We start from the raw sequence: 24677 nt of genomic DNA, 5'->3' as shown, positions 1-24677 counted from the left end.
TTACTTTTTAGTAGAACGAAGTCTTAATTTAAAACTCAAGGCTTTTTTTCTACTGATTAAATAAACACCAGCAATTACCATAATACAACTCAATATTTTAACCATGCTAATATCTTTGGCATACGTTGTATCGTTAAACAAATAGGTAGATAAACTAACCATAATAAAACTAACCACAGGTTGTAGATAAATATAACTTCCGTTTACAGAAGGTGAAACATAATTTAAGGCATAAATATTAAGTAAATATGTTAAAAAAGTGGTTCCAACAATTACATAAGCTAAAGACAAATAAGCGTTTGTTGTAAAAGCACTAAAATCTGTTATTGCCAAATCACCTATTCCAAACGGAATTGTAAAAGCAAATCCAAACATAAACATCCAACTAATTACAGTAAATGCTTTGTATTTTTTCATTAAAGGTTTTACTAAAACCAAATAAAAACCATAAGAAGTAGCATTAAAAAACACAAATAAATTTCCGATAATAGAACTGGTTCCTGCTGCGGTTTTTCCATATAAAATTAAAATTGCAGCACCTATTCCACCAATTAAAATACCTATATATTTGTTTCTTGTTATCTTTTCTTTTAAAATAAATGCACTTAAAATTAAAACAATTACGGGTGTAGATGTCATAATTATAGAAGCGTCAATTGGAGACGTTAAGCTTAACCCATAAAAAAAGAAAAGCATATTAGCCGACACTCCAAATAACCCACAAAAAGCAAGTAGAGGTAAGTCTTTTTTTTCTATTTTTTCTTTTACAAATAGTTTTATTATCCAAAATAACAAACCAGCACCTACTACTCTTAATAAAACCAATGCAAAAGGTTGCAAATAATTAGGCATTAACCCTTTTGCTATTAAAAAATTACCTCCGTAAATTATATTAGCTCCAAGTAATGCTAAATGCGCTTTGTAGTTTTTATATTTCAAGTTAAAATCTATAAATTTTCAAGCTTCAAAACTACAAATAACTATTCTAAATAACTGGTATTATAATTTTGTTTTATATCTATTGAAGAAAAACACAAACTTTTTTGTATGAAATTCACTTTTTTATAGACAAATAATAAAATTATATAATCTAAAAATATCAAAATGAAAAAAAACGTATTATTTATTGCTGTTTTAACAATCGCTTTCTTATTTACTAACGAAATGTCTGCTCAAAAATTTGCCGATTTAGATAAAAGCCCAATGGATGCTGCAGCATACCCTGTAAGTTATAAAGAATCTAATAAATTAGTAAAAGTTACTTACAGTAGACCACAACTAAAAGGAAGAACTCTTGAAAAATTAGCACCAAACAATAAAATATGGAGAACCGGAGCCAACGAAGCTACTGAAATCACATTTTATTCAGATGTTGTATTTGGTGGAAAAGCTGTAAAAGCAGGAACATATACTTTATTTACCATACCAAACGATAACGAATGGACAGTTATTTTAAGTACTGCTAAAAACGTTTGGGGCGCTTACTTTTATAATGAAAGTGAAGATGTGGTTAGAGTAAAAGGTACCGTTTCTAAATCTGAAAAATCAATTGAGGCATTTTCAATTACTTTTGATGGAATGGATACTACAGTTAACATGTATTTAGGTTTTGGAAATACAATTGTAACAGTTCCTATTAAAAAATAAATTTATTTTTTTGTACGTTAAAGGCTTGTAGTTACTAATTACAAGCCTTTAATTTTTTACAGATTTTAAAATACGCTCTATTTCATTTTGAGCATTTTCATACCCAATTTTATATGCTTTATCAATTCCATCAGCATCTAAAACACCAACTTCATCAATATTTTTAGGGGAAAACACATAATTACACTCCGAAAACTTTTTAATATTACTTGCATCTAAACCAATATGATAAACCCTGTACATTAATTTTAAAGATGAATTTATCTCCGTTTTTGCAATTTCTTCAATAGGATTTACAAAACTTCCTAAAATTTTAGAACAAGATTCTTTTAATGGTTCAATCGGAAAGTTGTTTAAAACACCTCCATCAGAATATAAATTCCCGTTAACTTCAATAGGAGAAAACACAGGTGGCAAGGCACAAGAAGCAATTAAAGGTTTTATTAACTGTCCTTTGCTAAAATAATCTAACCTACCATTAAGTAAATTAGTAGCTGTAACAGTTAGTGGAATATTTAAACTTTCAAATGTATCTTCAGAAAAGTATCTTTTAAAAAATTCGATATATTTTTCACTATCCATTATCCCTGGTTTATTTAAAGCGTATAACGATAGTTTTAACAACGGTGTTTCTTTAAAAAAAGACAACATCTCTTGGGTATTATAACCTGCCGCATACAACGCACAAACCAAAGCTCCAGCACTAGTTCCAGAAACTTTTGTAGGTTTAATATTGTTTTCAAGTAATACCTGTAAAAAACCTACATGTGCAATACCTCTAACACCTCCGCCAGACAATACTAGTCCTATTTCATTATTCATAATAACTTAAAATTAAATCAATACTATTTAATAAATTACATCGTATAAAAATACACTTTATAATTCTATTTATAAAACGTAACTTTGCACTTTTAAAAATGGAATAATTAGGATGGAATACAATTTTAGAGAAATTGAAGCTAACTGGCAACAATATTGGGCAGAAAATGAAACTTTTAAAGCAGAAAACCCTGACTCGAGCAACACCGAAAACAAATTAGAAAAACCTAAATTTTACGTACTAGATATGTTTCCGTACCCTTCGGGAGCTGGTTTACATGTTGGGCATCCTCTCGGATATATAGCTTCTGATATTTACGCACGTTACAAACGCCATAAAGGTTTTAATGTATTACATCCGCAAGGCTATGATTCTTTTGGATTACCTGCAGAGCAATATGCAATTCAAACTGGACAACACCCAGCTATTACCACTGCTGAAAACATTAAAACATATAGAAAACAGCTAGATAAAATTGGATTTTCTTTTGATTGGTCTAGAGAAGTAAGAACATCAGATCCAAGTTACTACAAATGGACCCAATGGATATTTACCCAATTATTTAATTCTTGGTATAACAAAACAAGTGATAAAGCCGAAGCTATTGAAACTTTAATATCAATTTTTGAAGCTGAAGGAAATACAACTGTAAAAGCAGCTTGCGATGCTGAAATAGCGACCTTTACTGCTGAAGATTGGAACAATTTTTCTGAAGAAGAAAAACAACAAATATTATTAAAATACCGATTAACATTTTTGTCTGAAACCGAGGTAAATTGGTGCCCTGATTTAGGAACCGTTTTAGCAAACGATGAAATTGTAAATGGTGTTTCAGAACGTGGCGGACATACTGTAGTTAGAAAAAAAATGATGCAATGGAGTATGCGAATTACCGCGTATGCACAACGTTTATTAGATGGTTTAAACAAAGTTGATTGGCCACAACCATTAAAAGATTCACAAACTTATTGGATTGGAAGATCTGAAGGTGCAATGGTATCTTTTAAAGTTGATGGATTTGAAAATAAAATTGATGTATTTACTACACGTCCTGATACTATTTTTGGAGTGAGTTTTATGACATTAGCTCCAGAACACGAATTGGTTTCTAAAATTACAACTCCAGAACAAAAAGAAGCAGTAGATGCCTATATAAAAGCTACCGCAAAACGTAGCGAATTAGATAGAATGGCAGACGTAAAAACCATTTCTGGTGTATTTACTGGCGCTTATGCTTTACATCCATTTACTGGTAAAAAAGTGCAAATTTGGATTGGAGATTACGTATTAGCAAGCTACGGAACTGGTGCTGTAATGGCGGTTCCTTGTGGAGATGAACGCGATTATGCTTTTGCTAAACATTTTAATATTGAAATACCTAATATTTTTGAAGGTATAGATATTTCTGAAGAAGCTTGTTCAGTGAAAGAAGGTGTTAAACTTGCAAATTCAGACTTTTTAGATGGCTTAACTTATAAAAAAGCCATGAAACGTATTATTTACGAAATTGAACAAAAAGGTTTTGGATATGGTAAAATAAATTACCGTTTACGCGATGCTGTTTTTAGCCGTCAACGTTATTGGGGAGAACCTTTCCCTGTATATTATAAAAACGGTTTACCACAAATGATTGACAAAGCACATTTGCCAATTGTACTACCTGAAGTAGAAAAATATTTACCTACCGAAGACGGAAAACCACCTTTAGGAAATGCAACAGTTTGGTCTTGGGACACAAAAACCAATACTGTAGTAAGCAATGATTTAGTTGATAATAAAACTGTTTTTCCTTTAGAATTAAATACAATGCCTGGTTGGGCAGGAAGCTCACAGTATTTTAATCGTTATATGGATTCTCAAAATAATGAGGAACTATTTTCTCAAAAAAACGTTAATTATTGGCAAGATGTAGACTTGTATATTGGTGGTAGCGAACACGCTACCGGACATTTATTATACGCGCGTTTTTGGCAAAAATTTATGTTCGACAGAGGTTTTGTACCAACTGATGAATTTGCTAAAAAACTAATTAACCAAGGAATGATAACTGGAACTTCAGCTTTTGTTTATAGAGTTGAAGGTGAAAATAAATTTGTTTCAAAGGGATTAAAAAAAGACTTTAAAGTTCAACCAATACATTCAGATGTTTCTTTTGTAAATGGTTCAGATGAATTAGATGTAGAAACCTTTAAAAATTGGAGAGAAGAATTTAAAGATGCAGAATTTATTTTAGAAGATGGTAAATATATTGTGGGTCGCGAGGTTGAAAAAATGTCGAAATCTAAATACAATGTTGTAAATCCAGATGAAATTTGCGAAGAATACGGAGCAGATAGTTTACGTTTATTCGAAATGTTTTTAGGACCTCTAGAACAATCTAAACCTTGGAAAACTTCAGGAATTTCTGGTGTCTATAATTTCTTAAAAAAATTATGGAAATTATACATTGTAAATAACCAGTTTTCAGTTTCAGATGAAGCCCCAACTAAAGAAGAACTAAAAACATTGCATAAAACCATAAAAAAAGTTGAAGAAGATATCGAGAACTTCTCTTTCAATACCTCTGTTTCAACATTTATGATTGCTGTAAACGAATTAACAGCTTTAAAATGTAATAAACGTGCTATTTTAGAACCGCTAGCTATAATTATTGAACCTTATGCACCACATATTGCAGAAGAATTATGGAGTAGATTGGGACATACAACTTCAATTTCAACAGCCGATTTCCCTGTATTTGAAGCCAAACATTTAGTTGAAAGTAGTAAAGAATACCCTATTTCATTCAACGGAAAAATGCGTTTTACAATGGAATTACCATTAGATTTATCTAAAGATGACATTGAAAAAGCTGTAATGGCTCACGAAAAAACACAAGCACAATTACAAGGCAGAGCACCTAAAAAAGTAATTGTAGTACCTGGTAAAATTGTAAATATTGTTGGGTAATAAAAAGTTTGAAAGTTGAACGTCTGACCGCTGAGTTGAGTTAAAACCATCTTTTACGTTTCGTAATTATTTTATAATTACAATTTCAACATTAGAATAAGGTTATAAAAACACTCAACTCTATAGCTTTTAACTTTTAAACACCTAAAAATAATGATAGATACTTACGAAATAATTGGTTTAATTGCCGCTGTTCTAACAACAGCGGCTTTTGTACCTCAAGTTTATAAAGCTTGGAAAACAAAAGATACAAGAAGTCTATCTTTATCTATGTATTTAGCTTTTTTTGTAGGCGTTATACTTTGGTTAGTATATGCTTTTCATATAGGTAGTTTTGCAATGATACTTGCAAATATTGTTTCAGCTTTTTTAGCATTTGTTTTAATAATTTTAAAACTTAAATATAAATAACTTTATTGGTACATTTATTGTTGGTTAGGCTAAAGCAACAATTTAATTGTAAATATCACCTATAAATGCTAATAATTTATCTGTATATTTACTGTTAATTATTGGATGAAATTATACTAACATATTTTATAAAACATATCAATACCAGCTTTAAAATAAATATTAGCATTAGTTGGTAAAAGATTATTTAAATGAAAATTAAACGCCTCTCACTTAGAATTCGAATTTTTTTAGCAATGTTATTGCTAACTTTTTTAGCCTCGGTTTTAATTGCAACAGTTACAATTTATCAATACAAAGAACAAACCGACGAATACAATCAAGGTCGTTTAGAAAGAAAAGAAGAAGCAGTAAAAGCATCCATTAATTATTGGTTAAATAGCGGTAGAGGAAACACTTTCCCTATAGTTGAAGAAAATTTAAAACTTATTTTTAGGGAAAAGATTCATGAAATCTCGGATATCGAAAAATTAGAAATAAACATCTATGATTTAGATGGGAATATAGCAAAAAGCTCCCATGCCGGATTTGTAAAAAGCGATGCACCTTCTAAACTTAGCGATACAATTTTAAATGGTGTTAACAACACTATAAAACATAGATATGTAAACACCAAAACATTAAATCAATACAGTTTACAATCGTCTTATTCTTATATTACAGATAATAAGTTTAAGCCCATTGGTATCTTAAATTTACAATACTTACAAGACAATACAAGTCATAATAAAGATTTAGAAGAATTTTTAATAAGAATGGCATATGTTTATATGCTTATGTTTTTATTGGCTATTGGCTTAGCTTATTTTATCTCTAGTTATATTACCAGATCTATAAAAACCGTTACCGATAAAATGAGTTTAACACGTTTAAATCATCGTAACGAAAAAATTATATTAAAAGATGCCAGTGCCGAAGTGTTTACACTTGTAAATGCTTTTAATGAAATGGTTGACGAACTAGAAGAAAGCGCTATTAAATTGGCTAAAGGAGAACGCGAGCAAGCTTGGCGAGAAATGGCAAAACAAGTTGCACATGAAATTAAAAACCCCTTAACACCAATGCGTTTAACCGTACAAAGTTTTCAACGTAAATTCGACCCAAAAGACCCTGAAATTCATGAAAAAATAAATGAATTTAGTAAAATCTTAATTCAACAAATTGACACAATGAGTTCAATTGCATCAGCTTTCTCTAACTTTGCGAAAATGCCAACTCAAAACAGAGAAGAATTAAATGTTGTAGAAGTTGTAAAATATGCCTTAGATATATTTACCGAAGATTATATATCTTACTTCCCTAAAAAAGATGTAATTATTGCTAAATTAGATAAAACACAACTAATTAGAATTGTTACAAACTTGGTTAAAAATGCAACACAAGCTTTAGATGACGTTGAAAATAAAAAGATTGAAGTTACTGTATCTGACGATGATGAAAATGTTGTTATTATTGTAGCCGATAATGGTAAAGGAATTTTAGAGGAAGATAAAGAAAAGATTTTTGAACCTAAATTTACTACCAAATCTAGTGGAATGGGCTTAGGCTTAGGAATGGTAAAAAATATTGTTGAAGCCTATAAAGGAACCATCACCTATACAACACAAGAAAATACAGGAACAGTTTTTAAAATAATAGTACCAAAAAAATAATATTATGAATTTCGATACTATACTAATTGAACAAAAAGAACATAGCGCTATAATTACAATAAACCGACCAACAAAATTAAATGCACTAAATAAAAGTACAATTTTAGAATTGCATCAAGCATTTAAATTATTAGAAAACGACCCAACTGTAAAAGTTATTATTATAACAGGAAGCGGTGAAAAAGCTTTTGTTGCTGGTGCAGATATTTCTGAATTTGCAGATTTTAATGTAGAAAAAGGTACAGAACTAGCTAGAGAAGGTCAAAAAATACTGTTCGATTTTGTTCAAAATTTAAGCACACCAGTAATTGCAGCCATTAACGGCTTTGCACTTGGTGGCGGATTAGAATTAGCAATGGCAGCACATTTTAGAGTAGCAAGCTCCAATGCTAAAATGGGATTGCCTGAAGTAAGTTTAGGCGTAATTCCAGGTTATGGTGGTACGCAACGCTTACCTCAACTTGTTGGCAAAGGAAAAGCTATGGAAATGATTATGACCGCTGCTATGATTTCTGCTGAAGAAGCAAAACAATACGGTTTGGTAAATTATGTTGTAGAACAAAGTGAACTATTAACTTTATGCGAAAAATTAGCAAGTAAAATCACTAAAAACTCTTCAGTTGCCATTGGCGCAGCAATTAAAGCCATAAACGCTAATTACACCAATTGCGTAAACGGATACAGTGTAGAAATTGAACAGTTTGGCGTTAGTTTTGGCACTAATGATTTTAAAGAAGGAACCTCTGCATTTTTAGAAAAACGCAAGCCCGAATTTGAATAAAATTATACAACAAAAAAAGCTGCTTGAAAACTAAATTTCAAACAGCTTTTTTAAAATATACTATTAAATATTAACCTTTTGGTTTATCTCTATTCATTTCTAAAATATCAACACTTGTAGCTTCTTCACCTAAAAAGTATTTACTAAAATGATCGGCGCGTAACCAAAAAGAATATTCAGTCATTCTTCCAAAACTATGGCGTTGTCCTGGCATAATCATAAATTTAAAACGCTTATTTGCTTTAATTAAAGCATCTGCCATTCTAATAGTTCCTCCAGGGTGTACATTATTATCTACATCTCCATGAATTAACATTAAATTTCCTTTTAAATTTGCTGCTAACGATTGGTTTTTATCAATATCATATTTGTATTTAATACTTCCATCGGCTTCAATTTCTTCTTTAACTCCGTGGTGTGTTTCACTCCACCAGCTATTGTAAATAGAATTATCGTGATTTCCAGCTGAAGAAACAGCAGCTTTAAAGAAATCTGGATACACTAACATAGCTGCAGTAGACATAAAACCACCACCAGAATGACCGTAAATTCCAACTTTATCAATATCAATAAAATCGTGTTTATCTGCTAATTGTTCGGCAATATATTTTTTATCTGCTAAACCATAATCTCTTAAATTTCCATATCCGTAATTATGGTACCATTTAGAACGATCTGGATGCCCTCCTCTATTTCCAACAGTAACAACAATAAAACCAACCTGCGCCATACGGTCTAAACGATCCATACGTACAGAAAATGCTTTGTTTACAGCTTCAGTTTGTGGTCCTGGATATACATATTCTAATAAAGGATATACTTTGGTAGAATCAAAATCGAAAGGCTTATACATAACTCCGTAAAGATCTGTAATGCCATCATCAGCTTTCATTTTAAATGTTTCTGGAAATTTATATCCCGTTGCAAATAATTGCGATAAATCTGCCTCTTCTAAACTCATTACAAGAGCTCCTGAACTATTTCGTAGCTCAGATTTTGGAGTAGCATCTACTCTAGAATAATTGCTTACAAAATATCTATTAGAATCAGACACACTAACATTTGTAGTAAAATCTCCAGGATTTAGCGTTTTTAAACCTGTTCCGTTTAAATTAATACGGTATAAATGTTCATAATAAGGATCCATAGTTCTATCTACACCATTTGCTGTAAAATACATTACACGAGACTTTTCATCAATTCCTTCAAAACCAGAAACATGGTAAGGACCATTTGTAATTTGATTTTTTAAATTTCCTTTTGAGTCATATAAATAATAATGTCCCCAACCATCGCGTTCAGCCCAGAACAACATTTCAGTTTCATTATTAAACAATACAAATTCTTTCTCTTCAATATAGGTATTAAAGCGTTCTTCAATTAAAACCTCTACATCTCCAGTATTGATATCTGCAACGCAAATATCTAATTTTTTACGATCTCTACTTATGGTGCTAAAATATATGTTGCCTTTTTTTGAAAGTAATAACGAAGGTTTAAATTCATCACTATATTCAGATTTTTTATATTTATGTCTATAAACAGAAATACTTTGCTGTTTAGTAGTGTCTAATTTTACTTCCAATACTTCTTTTGAAGGAATATCAAAAATTTCTAATTCTGTTTTATAATATTCTTGCTCACCTGGCATATGGTATTTATAGGTTTCTAAAGTTGGTCTTTTTTTAGAAACTGAATTAATTACCCATAAATCTTTAATATCTCTAGCGTCTGTTTTTTGATAAATAAATTTCTTAGAATCTCTTGTCCAAAGACCTCTAACACCCTTTCTATCGTCCTTTTTTTCTTCTTTAGTTTCGTTATTTTCACCTCTAGAGCTTCCATAACCATAATTTTCAACACCATCTGTTGTCCATTGGTTTTCAACAATTGTTGAATCTTTTTCATCTTTAAGAGCTTTTAAAAAGTTCTCTTTATCCATCCAATACAAATTGAAATTTTTTGAATACAAAACAATAGTACTATCTGGAGATATATTTGCCCAACGTACTCTTTTGTCGTCTTTTTTAGAATTATCAATAACTGTTAAACCATTACCACCTAACTTATATTCAAGAAAGTAAACTTTTTTCTCCATTTTAGGCTTTTGTTTTCTAGCCTTTTTAGTTTCTGTAGAATCTTTTTTTGAAGTAGCCTTTTTAGCATCTTTCTTATCGTCCTTAACTTCTACTTCTTCTGTTGAAGTAATTCTAAACTGAATTGCTGTTTCATTTTTAACGAATTTAAAGTTAAATCTAGGTAAATGCTGACCGTCATAAGGATCTTTGGTTATTTCGGTTAACCATTTAGCCATTTTATCGTTATCAAATAATTTTGTTCTAGTTTTTCTATCTGCATCAACTAAATAGTAATTAGAACCTTCTGAAGTTTTATATTGATACCAAAAGCGGTTACCATTTTTTAACCAATTTGGTCTAACAGAAGTAGAATGTACTAGTTTAGCAATGTTAGTTGGCGAAAATTTAGATGCCAACCTATAATTAGGTACAGGAACTTCTGATGTTGTTTTATCTTGTGCAAAACCAACATAAGTAGCTAAAATAAAGAGCAAAAAAAATGTTTTTTTCATGTTTTTAAAGTTAGGTTAAGATTAATTTAAGCTCTAAATTTCTTTAAAACTATTAACATAGCAATTATGTATTTAGATTTTATCATTTTTTTAACAAAAAAAGGCTATCTAAAAAGTCTAGAAACACGTCATTCTAAACTTAATTCAAGTTCTGTTGACGGAAATTTCACCTTTTAGACAGCCTCTAATTTCTTATAAAATTAAAACTTACATTTTCATAAGCCAATTTTTCATATCTACTTCATTCTTAATAATAGCTTTTAATTCTGAAATTTTTACACGTTGTTGTTCCATAGTATCTCTATGGCGAATTGTTACTGAATCATCTGTTAATGTATCATGGTCTACAGTAATACAGAAAGGTGTACCTGCAGCATCTTGTCTTCTATAACGTCTACCCACAGCATCTTTTTCATCATAATTAACATTAAAATCCCATTTTAAATCTTCAACAATTTTTTTAGCAACTTCTGGCAATCCATCTTTTTTAACCAATGGTAAAATTGCAGCTTTAGTTGGCGCTAAAACAGCTGGTAATTTTAATACAGTACGCGTAGTTCCATTTTCTAACTCTTCTTCTTGCAAAGCGTGTGAAAACACTGCTAAAAACATACGGTCTAAACCGATAGATGTTTCTACAACATACGGTACGTAACGTTCGTTAATTTCTGGATCGAAATATTGTAATTTTTTTCCTGAGAATTTTTCGTGACTTGATAAATCAAAATCTGTTCTAGAATGAATACCTTCTAACTCTTTAAATCCGAATGGAAATTTAAATTCAATATCTGCTGCTGCATCTGCATAATGTGCTAATTTTTCGTGATCGTGAAAACGGTAATTATCTTCACCCATACCTAAAGAAAGGTGCCATTTTAAACGGGTTTCTTTCCATTGCTCGTACCATTCTTTTTGCGTTCCAGGACGTACAAAAAATTGCATTTCCATTTGTTCAAATTCACGCATACGGAAAATAAACTGACGTGCAACTATCTCATTTCTAAATGCTTTACCGGTTTGTGCAATTCCAAAAGGAATTTTCATTCTTCCAGTTTTTTGAACATTTAAAAAGTTAACAAAAATACCTTGTGCAGTTTCTGGACGTAAATATAGATCCATTGCAGTATCTGCAGAAGCGCCTAATTTTGTACCAAACATTAGGTTAAATTGCTTAACATCTGTCCAATTTTTTGAACCTGACAAAGGACATCCAATTCCTAATTCTTCAATTAATGCTTTTACATCTGCTAAATCTTCTTTTTCTAAAGATTTTCCCATGCGTTGTAAAATAGCATCTCCTTTTTCTTTATAACCAACTACACGTGGATTGGTTGCTAAAAACTGTTCTTTATCAAAAGCATCTCCAAAGCGTTTTGCAGCTTTTGTAACTTCTTTTTCAATTTTAGCATCTAATTTACCAACATAGTCTTCAATTAAAACATCTGCTCTATATCTTTTTTTAGAATCTTTATTGTCAATTAATGGATCATTAAAAGCATCTACATGGCCAGATGCTTTCCAAATTGTTGGATGCATAAATATTGCTGAATCTAAACCTACAATATTTTCATGCATTTGCACCATTGCTTTCCACCAATAGTCTCTAATGTTTTTCTTTAACTCAACACCGTTTTGAGCATAGTCGTACACTGCGCTCAAACCATCGTATATTTCACTTGATTGAAATACATATCCGTATTCTTTTGCGTGTGAAACAACTTTTTTAAATTTATCTTCTTGATTTGCCATAATGCAAAAATAGTAAAGGTTTTAGTACAAAAAAACAAAAAAGTGGAAATAGCCTAAACTATTTCCACCAATTAACATTAAATAAAATAAAATTGGAGTTACTTCTATTACTTTAAGGTTATTTTAGTTACTCCTACAATAGTATTATCTATATAAATATTTACTGCATAAACACCTCTTTCTATTAAATCTCTATCAACTTCAACTAAACTAACAACATCTAGTGGTTCATTTAAATAATTAATAGCTGTGGTATCACTGTAATTTATAGTTTCATCATTACTTACTGTAACTTCTCCTTTACTTGCAACGGTAGTTCCTGATGTTACATCTACAATTTGAATATAGACCTGGCGTTCACCTTTTTCTGAAATTTCGTTTTTAGCAACTGTAAAACTAATTCTAAACGCATCTGTGTTTCTTGCTCTTGAAGTTTCAACTAGTTTACCATTATTTCTTTCTCTCATTGCTAACACCTTAGCAGAATTTACTTTTAAAACAGAACCAATTGCTACTTTTTCAGCTAAACTTATGTTTTGTAAAGATAGCGTATCATTTACTGCAATTTGTCGGGTAATATGAACTCTAGCACTATCCAAGTCTTTCGTCAATAAGCTATTTGCTCCCGTTAAAGAGTCGTTCATAAAAAACAAACGTCTGTTTGTTTCTTCAAGCTGTGCAATTTGTTTTTTATATCTAAAAATTAAATTAAGATTAGAGGCTTTCAATCCTTTTATTGAATCTCTTAATGCAATAATTTTATCTCTTTCAAAGGCTAATTCGTTAGACATAGATGTATTTTGACCAATTGCATCTTCATATTTGACAATCATTTTGTCTAAATTTTGCTCAATTTCTTCTTTTTCAACAGTAATAGCATCTGTTAATTTTTTATGTTCGCTTTTGTTATAAAAAGTATAAGCCAAGGCTCCTATTAATAAAACTGCTAAAACGATTACAATTATTTTACTGTTTGATTTTTTTTCCTCTTCCATGGTTTTGAAATTTTATTGGGGGTTTATATTTAATTGGAGTTTATTTTACTTTAACGTAAAACGCAAAATTAAATTATAAATTAATACTAAAATCTTTAAGGAGTTTTTTCTTGACAACTTATAAATTTAACGTTTTTATTCATATAAAAACAATTATTTTAATTTATTTTTTTTGAATTGGGTATTTTTTGTAAATTAAGCAAGCTATGAACTTACTTAAAGACATATTTAATATTTTTTACCCTACAATTTGCTTGTGTTGTAAAGAGCAACTAACAACTAACGAAGCATTAATTTGTATTGATTGCCGACACGATTTGCCTGTTACAAATTTTACAGATGAAGCTGACAATATTATTGAAAAAATATTTTACGGAAGAGTTCCTATTGAAGAAGCAACAAGCTTATTTTATTTTTTAAAAAAAGGAAAAGTACAAGAATTAATACATCATTTAAAATATAAAAATCAACAAAAAGTTGGAACCTTTATTGGAGATTGGCTTGGTGAACTCATGCGTAACTCTAAAAGATTTAAAACAATTGATTGTATTATACCTGTTCCACTTCATAAGAAAAAACAACAATTACGTGGTTACAACCAGGTTTCAACGTTTGGTAAAAGTTTGTCTAAAAAACTAGATGTTCCTTTTTATGAAACTATTTTATTAAAAAAAACAGCAACTAAAACACAAACTAAAAAATTACGCTTAGAAAGGTGGAAAAATTCAGAACATAAATTTACCGTACAAACAACAAATACACTCAACGGTAAACACATTCTTTTAATTGACGATATTATTACAACTGGCGCAACTTTAGAAGCTTGTATAAATGCTTTTAAAGAGCATAAAAACATTAAAATTAGCATTGCAACTATGGCTTATACGCAATAAAAAAAATCAAAAATGTAATACCTGAATAATTACTGCGTTTTTTTAATAAAATAATTGTTATTTTGTATCCAAAATAAATTTATATGAGGCTATCTTTATTAAAATTATTAAGTGTTTTAATACTTGTAAGTGTACTTTCTAGTTGTGCAAAAAGAGGAACTCCAACTGGTGGAGCTAAAGACACTATTCCTCCTGTATTACAAAAAGCTATACCTAGTAATAAAACTGTAAATTTTAAGGAAAAGAAAATAAGAATATATTTTGATGAGTATATTAAATTAAAAGATGTTAATACGCAACTTATTATTTCGCCTCCTCAAAAAAATGAACCTGTAATAACACCTACCGGAACTGCAAGTAAATTTATTTCAATAAAAATTCTAGACACATTAGATGCTAACACCACATACTCGTACAACTTTGGAAACAGCATAGTTGATAACAATGAAGAAAATAAGTTAGGAAATTTTAAATATGTATTTTCTACAGGAACCTATATAGATTCTCTAGAAGTAAAAGGTGAAGTTACAGACCCATCAGTAAAAGAAACAGTAAAAAATTTAGATATAATGCTGTATGAATATGATACTGCATATACAGATTCTGTTATTTTTAAACAAAAACCACGTTATATCTCAAATACTTTAGACTCTTCCTTATTTGAAATAACAAATGTTAAAAAAGGAAAGTATTTACTTATAGCACTAAAAGATGCCAATAACAATAAAATTTACGATCCCGATATCGACAAAATAGGTTTTGTTAAAGACACCGTAACATTACCAACCGATAGCGTATACAACTTTACAATTTTTAAAGAAATACCAGAATTAAAAGTAATAAAACCTAAAGAAGTAAATAGCGGTCATTTAATTTTTGGTTTTAAAGGAAAAGCTGACGATTTAATAATTGAACTTTTATCTGAAACACCACCCGATTTTAAATCTGAAATTATTTACGAAGCCAATAAAGATACTATTAACTATTGGTACTCTCCTTTTGAAGCAGATTCTTTAAACTTTAGCGTAACTAAAGGCGATTATTTTGAAGAATTTAGTGCGCGATTAAGAAGCTCTAAAAAAGATACTTTAAGAATTCAGAATGGCGGCGGCGGTACATTAAATTTAATTGATACACTTTCTATAATTTCTAATACACCAATTATTAAAGTTGACACTTCTTTTATTTCAGTAAAAGTTCAAGACTCTATTAAAGTGAATTTTGAACCAATTTTAGCAAAATCTAAAACCAAATTGTATTTAAATTTTGATAGAAAACCAGACTCTAAATACAATGTTGAAATACTACCAAATGCTATTACAGATATCTATAAAACTGTAAACGACACTTTAACTTTTAACGCTACCACCAAATTAGCTAAAGATTACGGAATTATAAATGCTACCATAAAAAGCAAGATTAAATCTTCTTTTATAATTGAATTAATAGATAGTAAAGATAAAGTAGTTAGAGTTGCTAAAATAAGCGACCTAAGCACCGTTAAATTTGATTTTTTAGAACCTGGAATATATTTTGTTAGAGTTACAACAGATATAAATAATAATGGAATTTGGGATACAGGTAACTTTTTAGAAAAACGACAACCTGAAAAAATAAAGTTTTTTGATAAAGAAATTGAACTGAAAGCAAACTTTGAACTTAATGAAACTTTTACCGTAGACTAAATTATTTTATTTAACAATCTTTTGTATTAATTTACCCACGGTTAATCCTTGTACAATAATTGAAAAGACAACTATTATATAAGTAATTACTAAAAATAAATCGCGGTGCATTTCTGTAGTTAAACTCAATGCTAATGCTATAGAAATTCCTCCACGCAAACCACCCCAAGTCATAATTAAATTGGTTTTTGGAACAAAATCTAATTTTTTAGCATATAATTTAATAGGCAACATTAACGATAAGTAACGTGCAAACAATAAAGTAGGGACCAATAACAAACCAGCTAAAATAAACTTACTATTAAATGTAAGAATTAATAATTCCATTCCAATTAAAACAAACAATACCGTATTTAAAAGAATATCAATCAATTCCCAAAACTTATCTACATATTGTTCCGTAACTTTACTCATAGAAGATTTTCTAACCGTATCTGTACCAACTATTAAACCAGCAGTTACCATTGCTAACGGAGCAGATAAATGTAAGTATTGTGCTAAAACAGTTCCTCCCATTACAGCAGCAAGTGTAATAATCACCTCAACATCATAATCGTCTATAGATTTTAAAAGTCTGTATGTAAACCAACCAAGTAATAAACCCAGAGCAATTCCACCCACAACTTCAACTAAAAACATTTCAGCAATAGTTCCAAAAGTTACGGTTCCACTACCTTTTGCAATCTGATAAATAGTTAAAAAAACTACAACCCCAACTCCATCATTAAATAAAGATTCTCCTACAATTTTAGTTTCCAATATTTTTGGAGCAGCTACTTGTTTTAAAATTCCTAAAACAGCTATTGGATCGGTTGGAGATATTAAAGCACCAAAAAGTAAACAATAAATAAAATTAACATCTAAGCTTACCAGTTTTAATAAAAAGAACGAAAAAATTCCGGTTAAAAAAGTTGAAATTAAAGTACTAAATGTAGCAAATATTAAAATTGGTTTTCTCTGTACTTTTAATTGTTGAAAATTGGTATGTAAAGCTCCTGCAAACAGTAAAAAACTCAACATTACATCTAATAGCACCGTTTTAAAATCTATTTGGGCTATAAATAACTTTTCTTGTTCTAACAACGTATTGTTAAACATACTTGTTGCTAAAACCAACAATGTAAAAACAATTGTAATTACCATTAAACCAATAGTAGTTGGCATTTTTAAAAACCGAACATTTATATAACCAAAAAGGGCAGCAATAACTACTAATGTAGAAATAATGGCAAATAAACTCATTTTATATAAACTTTAATAACTGTAAAATAACACCTAAATGAATTCCTTCGTGATACATATTAAATTGCACGGCATCATCAATTGTATTTAAAGTTACACCAATACTTGTTAAATATGTTTTATAGTTTTGAAAAACTCCAACTTCATAATCATCTTCTAATTTTACAGGCAATTTCAATAATAATTCTTTGATTTCTTCAAATTCTTCAGCAGTTATTGTACCATTTGGAGCAGTACCTTTTTGATATTTCTCTATCATTTCTTCAGAAACCAAACATTTTAACCCCGAATTTCTATAACACAGTAATTGTTGTGTAACAACTAAATGGGCCATATTCCAAGCAATATTATTATTAAAACTCTCAGGAATTTTATTTAATTGTTCGTTGGTTAAATTAGTTGTAATTTTTAAAAGAAGTTTTCTTGTTTGAAGTAAATCGTCAAATTTTCTTTTCATATTATTGTTTTTTATAATTCATTCAAATTTAAAATAAAAACGCTGTAAATTTACATTTATACTAATTTTATATACAATGAAAAAAATTTATTACTTAAAAACTTGTGATACCTGTAGAAGAATTTTAAAAGAAATGGACACTTCTGAATACATTTTGCAAGAAATAAAAACCGAACCAATAACTGTTAAACAATTAGAAGAATTATACGAATTAACCAAAAACTATGAAATTTTATTTAGTAAAAGGGCTAAAAAGTATAAACAGATGGATTTAAAAAATCAGAATTTAAGCGAAAAAGACTACAAACAGTTAATTTTAGATGAGTATACATTTTTAAAACGACCAGTAATTGTCGATAATGACAAAGTTTTTGTAGGAAATACTAAAAAATTAGCAAATTTCATTAAATAAACCTCAACAAAAAACGAGATTATTACATTTTTAAAGCAAATATCATAATTTATATCAAATATAACATTTTTCGTTTGAAATATTTTTTATAAAAACTATATTGTGCTTTTACTAAACAATATAACTAATTATGAAAAAACATTTATTATTATTAGTTGCTTTAATAATAGCAACAAGTGCAAGTGCACAAGAGTTTTATGTATCTGCCTCAGGAGGTTTTTCAATTGGAAGTGCAGGTATTTTAACTGGAACATCATTAAATGCAGATCAATCTAAGGCAACAAACCATTATGGTAGTTATGGAGAAGGAATTAATGGTCAAATTAAAGCAGGATATTTTTTTAACGAAATGTTTGGTGCTGAATTAGGATTCGCATATTTACACGGTTCAGACCAAAATATTAGCTACTATAAAACCAATAAGTCAGATGCTGGTGCTGAATCTATTTCCGAATATACCGACGGAACTGGACATGGTAGAGCCTACGGACTAACAGCCGCATTAATTTATAATTTTAATCAACATGTGTATGGAAAAATTGGTGCTATTACTAAAGTTGGTGGTAAAACCGAAGCAGAATTCAATAGAGAAACTTATACTCCTTTAAGTGCTTATGGAATTGACCCTATTTTATCTGAAGGAAAAGCAGATTATCATGGAAGAATTCCTTTAGGATTTACAGCCACTTTTGGTTATAAATATAGGTTATCAGATAATTTAAACTTATTTGCGGAAGTGGAGTATTTAGGAATTAATGTAACCAGAGACAACTCTGAATATACAGAATTGACTATTACAACTCCTGCAATCCCTGCAGGTGTAGTAGGAGCAACCGCAGTACCTTCAATGGTATGGAATTTAGGTGATGCCCCTTTAGCTCATCCAGTTTTTGGAACTATCGCTGCGCCTAGCGAAATTAGTTATGTAGATTCGCTAGACCCTTTAAATAGTGACCCTTCAAAATCACTATCATCTACTGTTCCTTATTCCTCAATTGGTATTAACATTGGTATTACATATACTTTTGGTAAAAAATAAGTGTATTAAAATCTAATACACAAAAAGAGGCTGTTTCAAATATTTGAAACAGCCTCTTCTATTTTAACCAAAAAAATATTATTTTTTAGCATATAACATTGGGTTTGTATCCTCATCGTTATACATTTTCATTTGTTTGTATACTTTTACGTATTTATCACCAGAAGCATAATCTGCTAATAAATCGTCTATTGCAGTAGATAAATCAACACGTTGCTCTAACAACACATTTAATTTTTCTTGACATTTAGCTCTATGTTCTTCAGAAGCCGACTCTCTTGTAGCCTCTTCGTTCATATGATAAATTTTTAAAGCTAAAATAGAAAGTCTGTCTATTGCCCAAGCAGGTGTTTCAGAATTAATTTTTGCACCTTCTTTTACTTTTACATCTTTAAATTTATTTAAAAAGTAACTATCAATATACTCCACCATATCTGTTCTATCTTGGTTTGAAGCATCAATTTTACGTTTTAAAACTATAGCTTCAACAGGATCAATATCTGGTAAACGAATAATATCTTCATAATGCCATTGCACAGTATCTATCCAATTTTTTCTGTACAATAAATGCTCAAAAGAATTTTTATCATACGGATTTTCAAAAGGTTGATCTACACTATCTATAATGTGATATTTTTCGATTACTTCATCAAAAAGTTTGTTGTATTGTTCTGCTTTCATAATTGTTTCTCTAAAATATGTAAATATTCAACTGTCTTAGTTGCTTTGTGATTTCTGTTTTCTGTTTTATCGGCTTTAAAGCGTTGATAATCGGTTGTTTTTAAGCTGTATTTTCCGAAAGCACTCATAACGCTACTTATCTCATTTTCAGACATTAAACCCTCGTTGTTATAACTTAAAAAAATGTATTTAAAGTTAGCATTTTTTATCAATTCTACGAAGGATTTTTTAACTTCATTTTTCTTACAATATAAAGACTTATAATAGCTTCTTAAACCTGTTTTACCTTGCGGTTTAAAAGAATCGTATTTAGCAATAGTAGTTAACAAATGGTAATTAGAACCATATTGGCGTGCGTTATATGGCGGATCTAAATATAAAATATCTCCTTTTATTTTTTTTATCAATTCATTCCCATCTTCATTAAAAACTTGATGCGTATTTTTTGTAATTCCAAAAACAGCTGGCTCAATAAGCATTTTTTTTTGTGCAGATTTTTTTATATTTTTTAAATAAGCTCCATAAACCGATGCTGTATTTGCTACTTTATCTGCACTTTCAATTAAAGATGCTAACAAAAAATAATACGTATTAGTATCTATTGTGTCTGTAGTTTTCCACACTTCAATTTGCTGACGAATAACATCTATTTTTTTTCCATTTTCTGAAGAGAAATACAACCTGCCTTCACTTCCGTTTTCGCAATAATTTTGAAAAATAAAACCTTCAACTCCTTCTAAATTATTTAAAAAATCGAATTTTTCTTCTATGGCAATTGGCGTGTGATTTTCTATATAATTTCTATTTAACACATAGCTATAAAACTCAACATCATTTGCAATTACCTGCTTTACTAAAGGCTTAAAATTGCGTCCCACAATTCCTGTACCTGCAAACAAATCGCAAAAAACAAGCTGAGAAAGATCTTCACCAACTACTTCTTTTATTGAAGTTTTTAAAAACGAAGCTAATTTATGTTTAGAACCTATATAATTCACTATTTAATATTGTTTTATGTTACTGCAAGCCTCTGTTTACCTCAGTCGTATTTTTATTTCACAAAGGCTTCTACTTCTCTAAACCGACAAACTGCTAACTATTTAATCGCCCAAATAACATCGGACTTTATCAACTGATTTTGAAAATAAAAACTTTCTAAATTTTGAGCGTCAAAAGTACTTAAATAAGTTGAAACAATATTTTGTAGCCATAAAATTTCGGACTTTAATTTCCAACTATCTTTTGGGTTGTTAAAATCTAATACAACTAAAAAAAGCCGGTTTTTTAAATGATATCTCTTTTGCTTACTTTGATTTTTATAGAACCATTCTATAAGTTCTTGTGTATGCTCTATGGCATAAGGCAACGATTTATTAAAACCCTTTGGAAAAACAGTTGTTTTATGATCAAAAGGAATGTTTGAAATATAAAAATCGGTGTATTTATCTTTTGAATTTTTATGGGCAGTTACATGCTCATGTTCACAAAAAAAAGCTTCAATTGCTTTTGCTGACCAAAAATTAAACCACCTGTTTAAGGCATAATTTTTTAAATCTACATAATTATCCTGATTCTTAAAATTTGCATCAATTTGAGCTAAAAGCGCCTTAAAACTGTTTGTTTTATAAATAAAATTAGTAGCACTGTCAAAATTATTGGTCTGCTTTCTTCCCCAGACATAAGGAAAATCCAATCTTTTTTTTAATTCTTTTTCTAGCTGTAAAATGTTCATTCTACTAATTTAGTAAAAATGATTTTGTGAAGCAAAGGAAGTAATATCTCTAATCTGTCATTCCTGTGAAAATAGGAATTCATACCTCCTTTTAAGAAAAACTCACATTCTCTAGTAAAAAAAGAAATGAGATGCTGAAACAAGTTCAGCATAACGACTATTAATAGATTATGAGACTATATCAACCTACAAAAACTTACGTTCTATAAGATCTATTAAACGTTGTTCATATTCTTGTTTATCGTCCCAATTATAATCAGGTTTTACAAAATTATTTAAAAAGTCTTTAGCTTCCTGTTCTGTTTTAAATGAGTTTAATTGCGACAAGACTCTATTAAAATCTTCTTGACTTCCTTCAAATAAATGTTTTACAAATGCAATTCTATCATTTAAACCTATTTGTAAATTACTTTTAAATAATGTATCATTTATAGAGCGTTTCTTTTCTGAAACAACCGGAGTTGGAGTCTCTTTAACAACTGGATTTTCTTTAGTTGCTTTTTCAAAAAGATTGGTTGCAACATCTGCAGAAATAGCATCTTTAAATTCTTCTTCTAAAGTAATTTTTGGAACAGCTACTTTTTCAACAACCTCTTCAATAACTTCTTTAGAAGCTGTATTTACCTCTTCTTTAACTGGTGGAGTATCTTCAATAGAAAACTCTAATTGTTCTTTTTCAATTAAAGCAGGTGTTTCTTCTAACTCTTTTGCTACTTCAACAATAGAAGCTACCGTATTGGTAATTTCAGGTTCTTTAGCTAAAGTTGGTGCTACTGATTCTTCTATTTTTGGCATTTCCTTTACATCTTCAACAGTTTCTTTAACAACATTTTCAGACTGCGTATCAACTTCTTCAAAATTATTTGAACTATTTAAATTTTCTTCAACAAATTTTAAAATTGTTAATTTTTCGTAAATAGCATGTGCCTTTTTATGCAAAATAGTTACATCATTATTTTTTAGTTCTAAAATACTATGTGCCAGACGCTCTAATTCAGCTTCTAATTTTTTGTGCATAAGTTGATATCTTTATTGATTATTGATGTGTTATTTTTAATAAATTTGTACGAATTCAGAAAACAGTAATTTCTGTATTACAAATTAAACTATTTAATTCGAAAAAATATACTTTTAAGTATTGCATTCGTTTTTAACAAAAAAAATACAATAACCTTTGAAGCGTGAAATTACAAAATGTTTCTTGAAAATACAGTAAATCATACCGAACAATTTGGCTGGATAGAAGTTATTTGTGGATCTATGTTTTCTGGTAAAACAGAAGAACTAATCCGCAGGTTAAAACGCGCCCAGTTTGCAAAACAAAAAGTAGAAATTTTTAAACCCGAAATAGATACAAGGTACGATGAGGAAAAAGTAGTTTCTCATGATTCTAATGAAATTCGCTCAACACCTGTACCTTCTTCTGGAAATATAAGACTTTTAGCAACCGATGTTGAAGTTGTAGGTATTGATGAAGCACAATTTTTTGATGATGAAATTGTAGCTGTTTGTAATGATTTAGCAAACCGAGGTATTCGGGTAATTGTTGCTGGATTAGATATGGATTTTAAAGGAAATCCGTTTGGACCAATGCCTGCACTTATGGCAACCGCAGAATATGTTACTAAAGTACATGCTGTTTGTACACGAACTGGAAATTTAGCACATTTTAGCCACAGAACTACCGCTAGTGAAGATTTGGTTTTATTAGGTGAAACACAAGAATACGAACCTTTAAGTAGAGCTGCATACTACAAAGCACTACAAGAAGAAAAAAAAACAAAAGCAGAACAACATAAAAAAGATGGAAAATAACCACGTTTCTGTGCTTGAAATAGATTTTAATGCTATTGATTTTAATCTAGAATTTTTTAAATCTAAACTTAAACCTTCTACTAATATTCTTATAGTAGTTAAAGCTTTTGGTTATGGATCAAGCGCCGTAGAAATTGCAAAACATTTAGCTCCAAAAGTAGCTTACTTTGCAGTTGCATATTTAGATGAAGGTATTGCACTACGCAATGCCGGCATTAAAACTCCAATTTTAGTATTACACCCTCAAAAAGTAAATATTGAAAAAATAATTCGTTTTAATTTAGAGCCAAATATCTATAGCATAAATATTTTAAAAGCTTTTATAGACACTGCTTCTACTTTAAATCTTAAAAATTACCCTATTCATATTAAATTTAATACTGGTTTAAACAGATTGGGTTTTACAGAAACATCAATTGCAGAAATTAGCAACCTGGTAAACAACCAAACTGCTGTAAAAATAGCTTCTGTATTTTCTCATATAGCAGCTAGTGAAGATTTAAATGAGCATGCATTTACCTTGCAACAAATTACTACTTTTAACACACTAGCAGCAACACTTACCAGTAAATTACCAAACATACCTTTTAAGCATATGCTAAATACTTCGGGTATTATAAATTATGCGAACGAAGCTCAGTTTGATATGGTACGATTAGGAATTGGTTTGTTTGGTTTTGGAAATGAAGACAAATACACCAAACAGTTAAAAAACGTATTGACTTTAAAATCTGTAATTTCTCAAATTCATACTATTGAAAAAGGTGAAACCATTGGTTATAACCGAGCTTTTAAAGCAAATTCAACTATAAAAACAGCCACTATACCAATTGGCCACGCTGATGGAATTTCTAGACAATTACATAATGGCAAGGGTTTTGTTTATATTAACAATACAAAAGCTCCTATTCTTGGAAATGTTTGTATGGATATGATTATGGTTGATGTTACAAATATAGATTGTTTTGAAGGTGATGAAGTTTTAGTTTATAAAGACCAATTTCATATTGAAACATTAGCAGCAGCAATACACACTATTCCGTATGAAATTCTAACTGCAATCTCTCAAAGAATAAGACGTTTGTTAAAAATTTGTTAATGCTATAAAAAAATTTATTACTTTA

At 29.6% G+C, this 24677-nt stretch carries 22 protein-coding genes; 11 read left to right on the top strand and 11 right to left on the bottom strand.

The genetic code is table 11. The annotated features are described in order from the left end of the window. The gene (locus MKD41_RS12910) at positions 1-939 is read right to left on the bottom strand and encodes a DMT family transporter (protein WP_240242703.1); all 939 of its coding nucleotides are present in this window, start codon (positions 937-939) and stop codon (positions 1-3) included. Positions 940-1104: 165 nt separating this feature from the next. On the opposite strand from MKD41_RS12910, the gene MKD41_RS12905 reads away from it, so the two are divergent. Beyond that, positions 1105-1647, top strand: coding sequence for a DUF2911 domain-containing protein (locus MKD41_RS12905; RefSeq protein ID WP_240242702.1), 543 nt, complete (start codon positions 1105-1107; stop codon positions 1645-1647). 48 nt (positions 1648-1695) lie between these two features. Here the strand turns inward: MKD41_RS12905 and MKD41_RS12900 are convergent, their stop codons facing one another. Continuing rightward, positions 1696-2469: a patatin-like phospholipase family protein gene (locus MKD41_RS12900; RefSeq protein ID WP_240242700.1), complete on the bottom strand. Its 774-nt coding sequence runs from the start codon at positions 2467-2469 to the stop codon at positions 1696-1698. A 112-nt stretch (positions 2470-2581) separates the two neighbouring features. On the opposite strand from MKD41_RS12900, the gene leuS reads away from it, so the two are divergent. The 4 genes from leuS to MKD41_RS12880 all read left to right on the top strand — a co-directional run bounded on the left by leuS (position 2582) and on the right by MKD41_RS12880 (position 8263). After that, the gene (gene leuS / locus MKD41_RS12895) at positions 2582-5419 is read left to right on the top strand and encodes a leucine--tRNA ligase (protein ID WP_240242699.1); all 2838 of its coding nucleotides are present in this window, start codon (positions 2582-2584) and stop codon (positions 5417-5419) included. Between the two features lie 153 nt (positions 5420-5572). Next, positions 5573-5830 carry a SemiSWEET family sugar transporter gene (locus MKD41_RS12890; protein WP_371824268.1) on the top strand — a complete coding sequence of 86 codons (258 nt, stop codon included), beginning with the start codon at positions 5573-5575 and terminating at the stop codon, positions 5828-5830. 191 nt (positions 5831-6021) lie between these two features. Continuing rightward, positions 6022-7482 carry a sensor histidine kinase gene (locus MKD41_RS12885; protein ID WP_240242698.1) on the top strand — a complete coding sequence of 487 codons (1461 nt, stop codon included), beginning with the start codon at positions 6022-6024 and terminating at the stop codon, positions 7480-7482. Positions 7483-7486: 4 nt separating this feature from the next. After that, a complete protein-coding gene (locus MKD41_RS12880; protein ID WP_240242697.1) occupies positions 7487-8263 on the top strand; it encodes an enoyl-CoA hydratase/isomerase family protein in 777 nt (258 codons plus the stop codon). Positions 8264-8333: 70 nt separating this feature from the next. On the opposite strand, the gene MKD41_RS12875 is transcribed toward MKD41_RS12880, so the two are convergent. From MKD41_RS12875 to MKD41_RS12865, 3 genes are all read right to left on the bottom strand, one after another. Continuing rightward, positions 8334-10853: a S9 family peptidase gene (locus tag MKD41_RS12875; protein ID WP_240242696.1), complete on the bottom strand. Its 2520-nt coding sequence runs from the start codon at positions 10851-10853 to the stop codon at positions 8334-8336. A gap of 207 nt (positions 10854-11060) precedes the next feature. After that, on the bottom strand, positions 11061-12602 hold the full coding sequence (locus MKD41_RS12870) for a glycine--tRNA ligase (RefSeq protein WP_240242695.1): 1542 nt from the start codon (positions 12600-12602) through the stop codon (positions 11061-11063). A 107-nt stretch (positions 12603-12709) separates the two neighbouring features. Next, a complete protein-coding gene (locus tag MKD41_RS12865) occupies positions 12710-13597 on the bottom strand; it encodes a hypothetical protein (RefSeq protein WP_240242693.1) in 888 nt (295 codons plus the stop codon). Positions 13598-13803: 206 nt separating this feature from the next. On the opposite strand from MKD41_RS12865, the gene MKD41_RS12860 reads away from it, so the two are divergent. Beyond that, a complete protein-coding gene (locus MKD41_RS12860; protein WP_240242692.1) occupies positions 13804-14490 on the top strand; it encodes a ComF family protein in 687 nt (228 codons plus the stop codon). A gap of 83 nt (positions 14491-14573) precedes the next feature. Beyond that, positions 14574-16175, top strand: a complete 1602-nt coding sequence (locus MKD41_RS12855; protein WP_240242690.1) for an Ig-like domain-containing protein — start codon at positions 14574-14576, stop codon at positions 16173-16175. A 6-nt stretch (positions 16176-16181) separates the two neighbouring features. Here the strand turns inward: MKD41_RS12855 and MKD41_RS12850 are convergent, their stop codons facing one another. Next, complete coding sequence (locus MKD41_RS12850) at positions 16182-17417, bottom strand: cation:proton antiporter (protein ID WP_240242689.1); 1236 nt, start codon at positions 17415-17417, stop codon at positions 16182-16184. A gap of 1 nt (position 17418) precedes the next feature. Continuing rightward, complete coding sequence (locus tag MKD41_RS12845; RefSeq protein WP_240242688.1) at positions 17419-17874, bottom strand: DinB family protein; 456 nt, start codon at positions 17872-17874, stop codon at positions 17419-17421. A gap of 76 nt (positions 17875-17950) precedes the next feature. Between MKD41_RS12845 and MKD41_RS12840 the strand changes: the two genes are divergently transcribed. Then, positions 17951-18286 carry an arsenate reductase family protein gene (locus tag MKD41_RS12840; protein ID WP_240242687.1) on the top strand — a complete coding sequence of 112 codons (336 nt, stop codon included), beginning with the start codon at positions 17951-17953 and terminating at the stop codon, positions 18284-18286. Between the two features lie 130 nt (positions 18287-18416). Beyond that, a complete protein-coding gene (locus MKD41_RS12835; protein ID WP_240242686.1) occupies positions 18417-19325 on the top strand; it encodes an outer membrane beta-barrel protein in 909 nt (302 codons plus the stop codon). A 78-nt stretch (positions 19326-19403) separates the two neighbouring features. Here MKD41_RS12835 and MKD41_RS12830 read toward each other — a convergent pair whose 3' ends face one another. The 4 genes from MKD41_RS12830 to MKD41_RS12815 all read right to left on the bottom strand — a co-directional run bounded on the left by MKD41_RS12830 (position 19404) and on the right by MKD41_RS12815 (position 22755). Next, the gene (locus MKD41_RS12830) at positions 19404-20006 is read right to left on the bottom strand and encodes a DUF4254 domain-containing protein (protein ID WP_240226126.1); all 603 of its coding nucleotides are present in this window, start codon (positions 20004-20006) and stop codon (positions 19404-19406) included. Continuing rightward, positions 20003-21004 carry a DNA adenine methylase gene (locus tag MKD41_RS12825; protein WP_240242685.1) on the bottom strand — a complete coding sequence of 334 codons (1002 nt, stop codon included), beginning with the start codon at positions 21002-21004 and terminating at the stop codon, positions 20003-20005. The genes MKD41_RS12830 and MKD41_RS12825 overlap by 4 nt, the downstream gene beginning before the upstream one ends. A 98-nt stretch (positions 21005-21102) precedes the next feature. Continuing rightward, positions 21103-21738, bottom strand: a complete 636-nt coding sequence (locus MKD41_RS12820; protein WP_240242684.1) for a hypothetical protein — start codon at positions 21736-21738, stop codon at positions 21103-21105. A gap of 186 nt (positions 21739-21924) precedes the next feature. After that, a complete protein-coding gene (locus tag MKD41_RS12815; protein ID WP_240242683.1) occupies positions 21925-22755 on the bottom strand; it encodes a hypothetical protein in 831 nt (276 codons plus the stop codon). A gap of 177 nt (positions 22756-22932) precedes the next feature. On the opposite strand from MKD41_RS12815, the gene MKD41_RS12810 reads away from it, so the two are divergent. Together MKD41_RS12810 and alr are read left to right on the top strand one after the other, a co-directional pair. Then, entirely contained in the window at positions 22933-23553 is a 621-nt protein-coding gene (locus MKD41_RS12810) for a thymidine kinase (protein ID WP_240242682.1), read from the top strand. Further along, on the top strand, positions 23543-24652 hold the full coding sequence (alr, locus tag MKD41_RS12805; protein WP_240242681.1) for an alanine racemase: 1110 nt from the start codon (positions 23543-23545) through the stop codon (positions 24650-24652). Before MKD41_RS12810 ends, alr begins: the two co-directional genes overlap by 11 nt. Positions 24653-24677 lie beyond the last annotated feature (25 nt).

It is taken from the genome of Lutibacter sp. A64, from assembly GCF_022429565.1.
Classification (GTDB): Bacteria; Bacteroidota; Bacteroidia; order Flavobacteriales; family Flavobacteriaceae; genus Lutibacter.
This window is presented reverse-complemented; position numbering and strand designations above follow the sequence as displayed.

Excerpts from the sequence above, each read along its gene's own strand:
- MKD41_RS12905 (WP_240242702.1), top strand. The coding sequence starts at position 1,105 with ATGAAAAAAAACGTATTATTTATTGCTGTTTTAACAATCGCTTTCTTA.
- MKD41_RS12900 (WP_240242700.1), bottom strand. The coding sequence starts at position 2,469 with ATGAATAATGAAATAGGACTAGTATTGTCTGGCGGAGGTGTTAGAGGT.
- leuS (WP_240242699.1), top strand. The coding sequence starts at position 2,582 with ATGGAATACAATTTTAGAGAAATTGAAGCTAACTGGCAACAATATTGG.
- MKD41_RS12890 (WP_371824268.1), top strand. The coding sequence starts at position 5,573 with ATGATAGATACTTACGAAATAATTGGTTTAATTGCCGCTGTTCTAACA.
- MKD41_RS12885 (WP_240242698.1), top strand. The coding sequence starts at position 6,022 with ATGAAAATTAAACGCCTCTCACTTAGAATTCGAATTTTTTTAGCAATG.
- MKD41_RS12880 (WP_240242697.1), top strand. The coding sequence starts at position 7,487 with ATGAATTTCGATACTATACTAATTGAACAAAAAGAACATAGCGCTATA.
- MKD41_RS12875 (WP_240242696.1), bottom strand. The coding sequence starts at position 10,853 with ATGAAAAAAACATTTTTTTTGCTCTTTATTTTAGCTACTTATGTTGGT.
- MKD41_RS12870 (WP_240242695.1), bottom strand. The coding sequence starts at position 12,602 with ATGGCAAATCAAGAAGATAAATTTAAAAAAGTTGTTTCACACGCAAAA.
- MKD41_RS12865 (WP_240242693.1), bottom strand. The coding sequence starts at position 13,597 with ATGGAAGAGGAAAAAAAATCAAACAGTAAAATAATTGTAATCGTTTTA.
- MKD41_RS12860 (WP_240242692.1), top strand. The coding sequence starts at position 13,804 with ATGAACTTACTTAAAGACATATTTAATATTTTTTACCCTACAATTTGC.
- MKD41_RS12855 (WP_240242690.1), top strand. The coding sequence starts at position 14,574 with ATGAGGCTATCTTTATTAAAATTATTAAGTGTTTTAATACTTGTAAGT.
- MKD41_RS12850 (WP_240242689.1), bottom strand. The coding sequence starts at position 17,417 with ATGAGTTTATTTGCCATTATTTCTACATTAGTAGTTATTGCTGCCCTT.
- MKD41_RS12845 (WP_240242688.1), bottom strand. The coding sequence starts at position 17,874 with ATGAAAAGAAAATTTGACGATTTACTTCAAACAAGAAAACTTCTTTTA.
- MKD41_RS12840 (WP_240242687.1), top strand. The coding sequence starts at position 17,951 with ATGAAAAAAATTTATTACTTAAAAACTTGTGATACCTGTAGAAGAATT.
- MKD41_RS12835 (WP_240242686.1), top strand. The coding sequence starts at position 18,417 with ATGAAAAAACATTTATTATTATTAGTTGCTTTAATAATAGCAACAAGT.
- MKD41_RS12830 (WP_240226126.1), bottom strand. The coding sequence starts at position 20,006 with ATGAAAGCAGAACAATACAACAAACTTTTTGATGAAGTAATCGAAAAA.
- MKD41_RS12820 (WP_240242684.1), bottom strand. The coding sequence starts at position 21,738 with ATGAACATTTTACAGCTAGAAAAAGAATTAAAAAAAAGATTGGATTTT.
- MKD41_RS12815 (WP_240242683.1), bottom strand. The coding sequence starts at position 22,755 with ATGCACAAAAAATTAGAAGCTGAATTAGAGCGTCTGGCACATAGTATT.
- MKD41_RS12810 (WP_240242682.1), top strand. The coding sequence starts at position 22,933 with ATGTTTCTTGAAAATACAGTAAATCATACCGAACAATTTGGCTGGATA.
- alr (WP_240242681.1), top strand. The coding sequence starts at position 23,543 with ATGGAAAATAACCACGTTTCTGTGCTTGAAATAGATTTTAATGCTATT.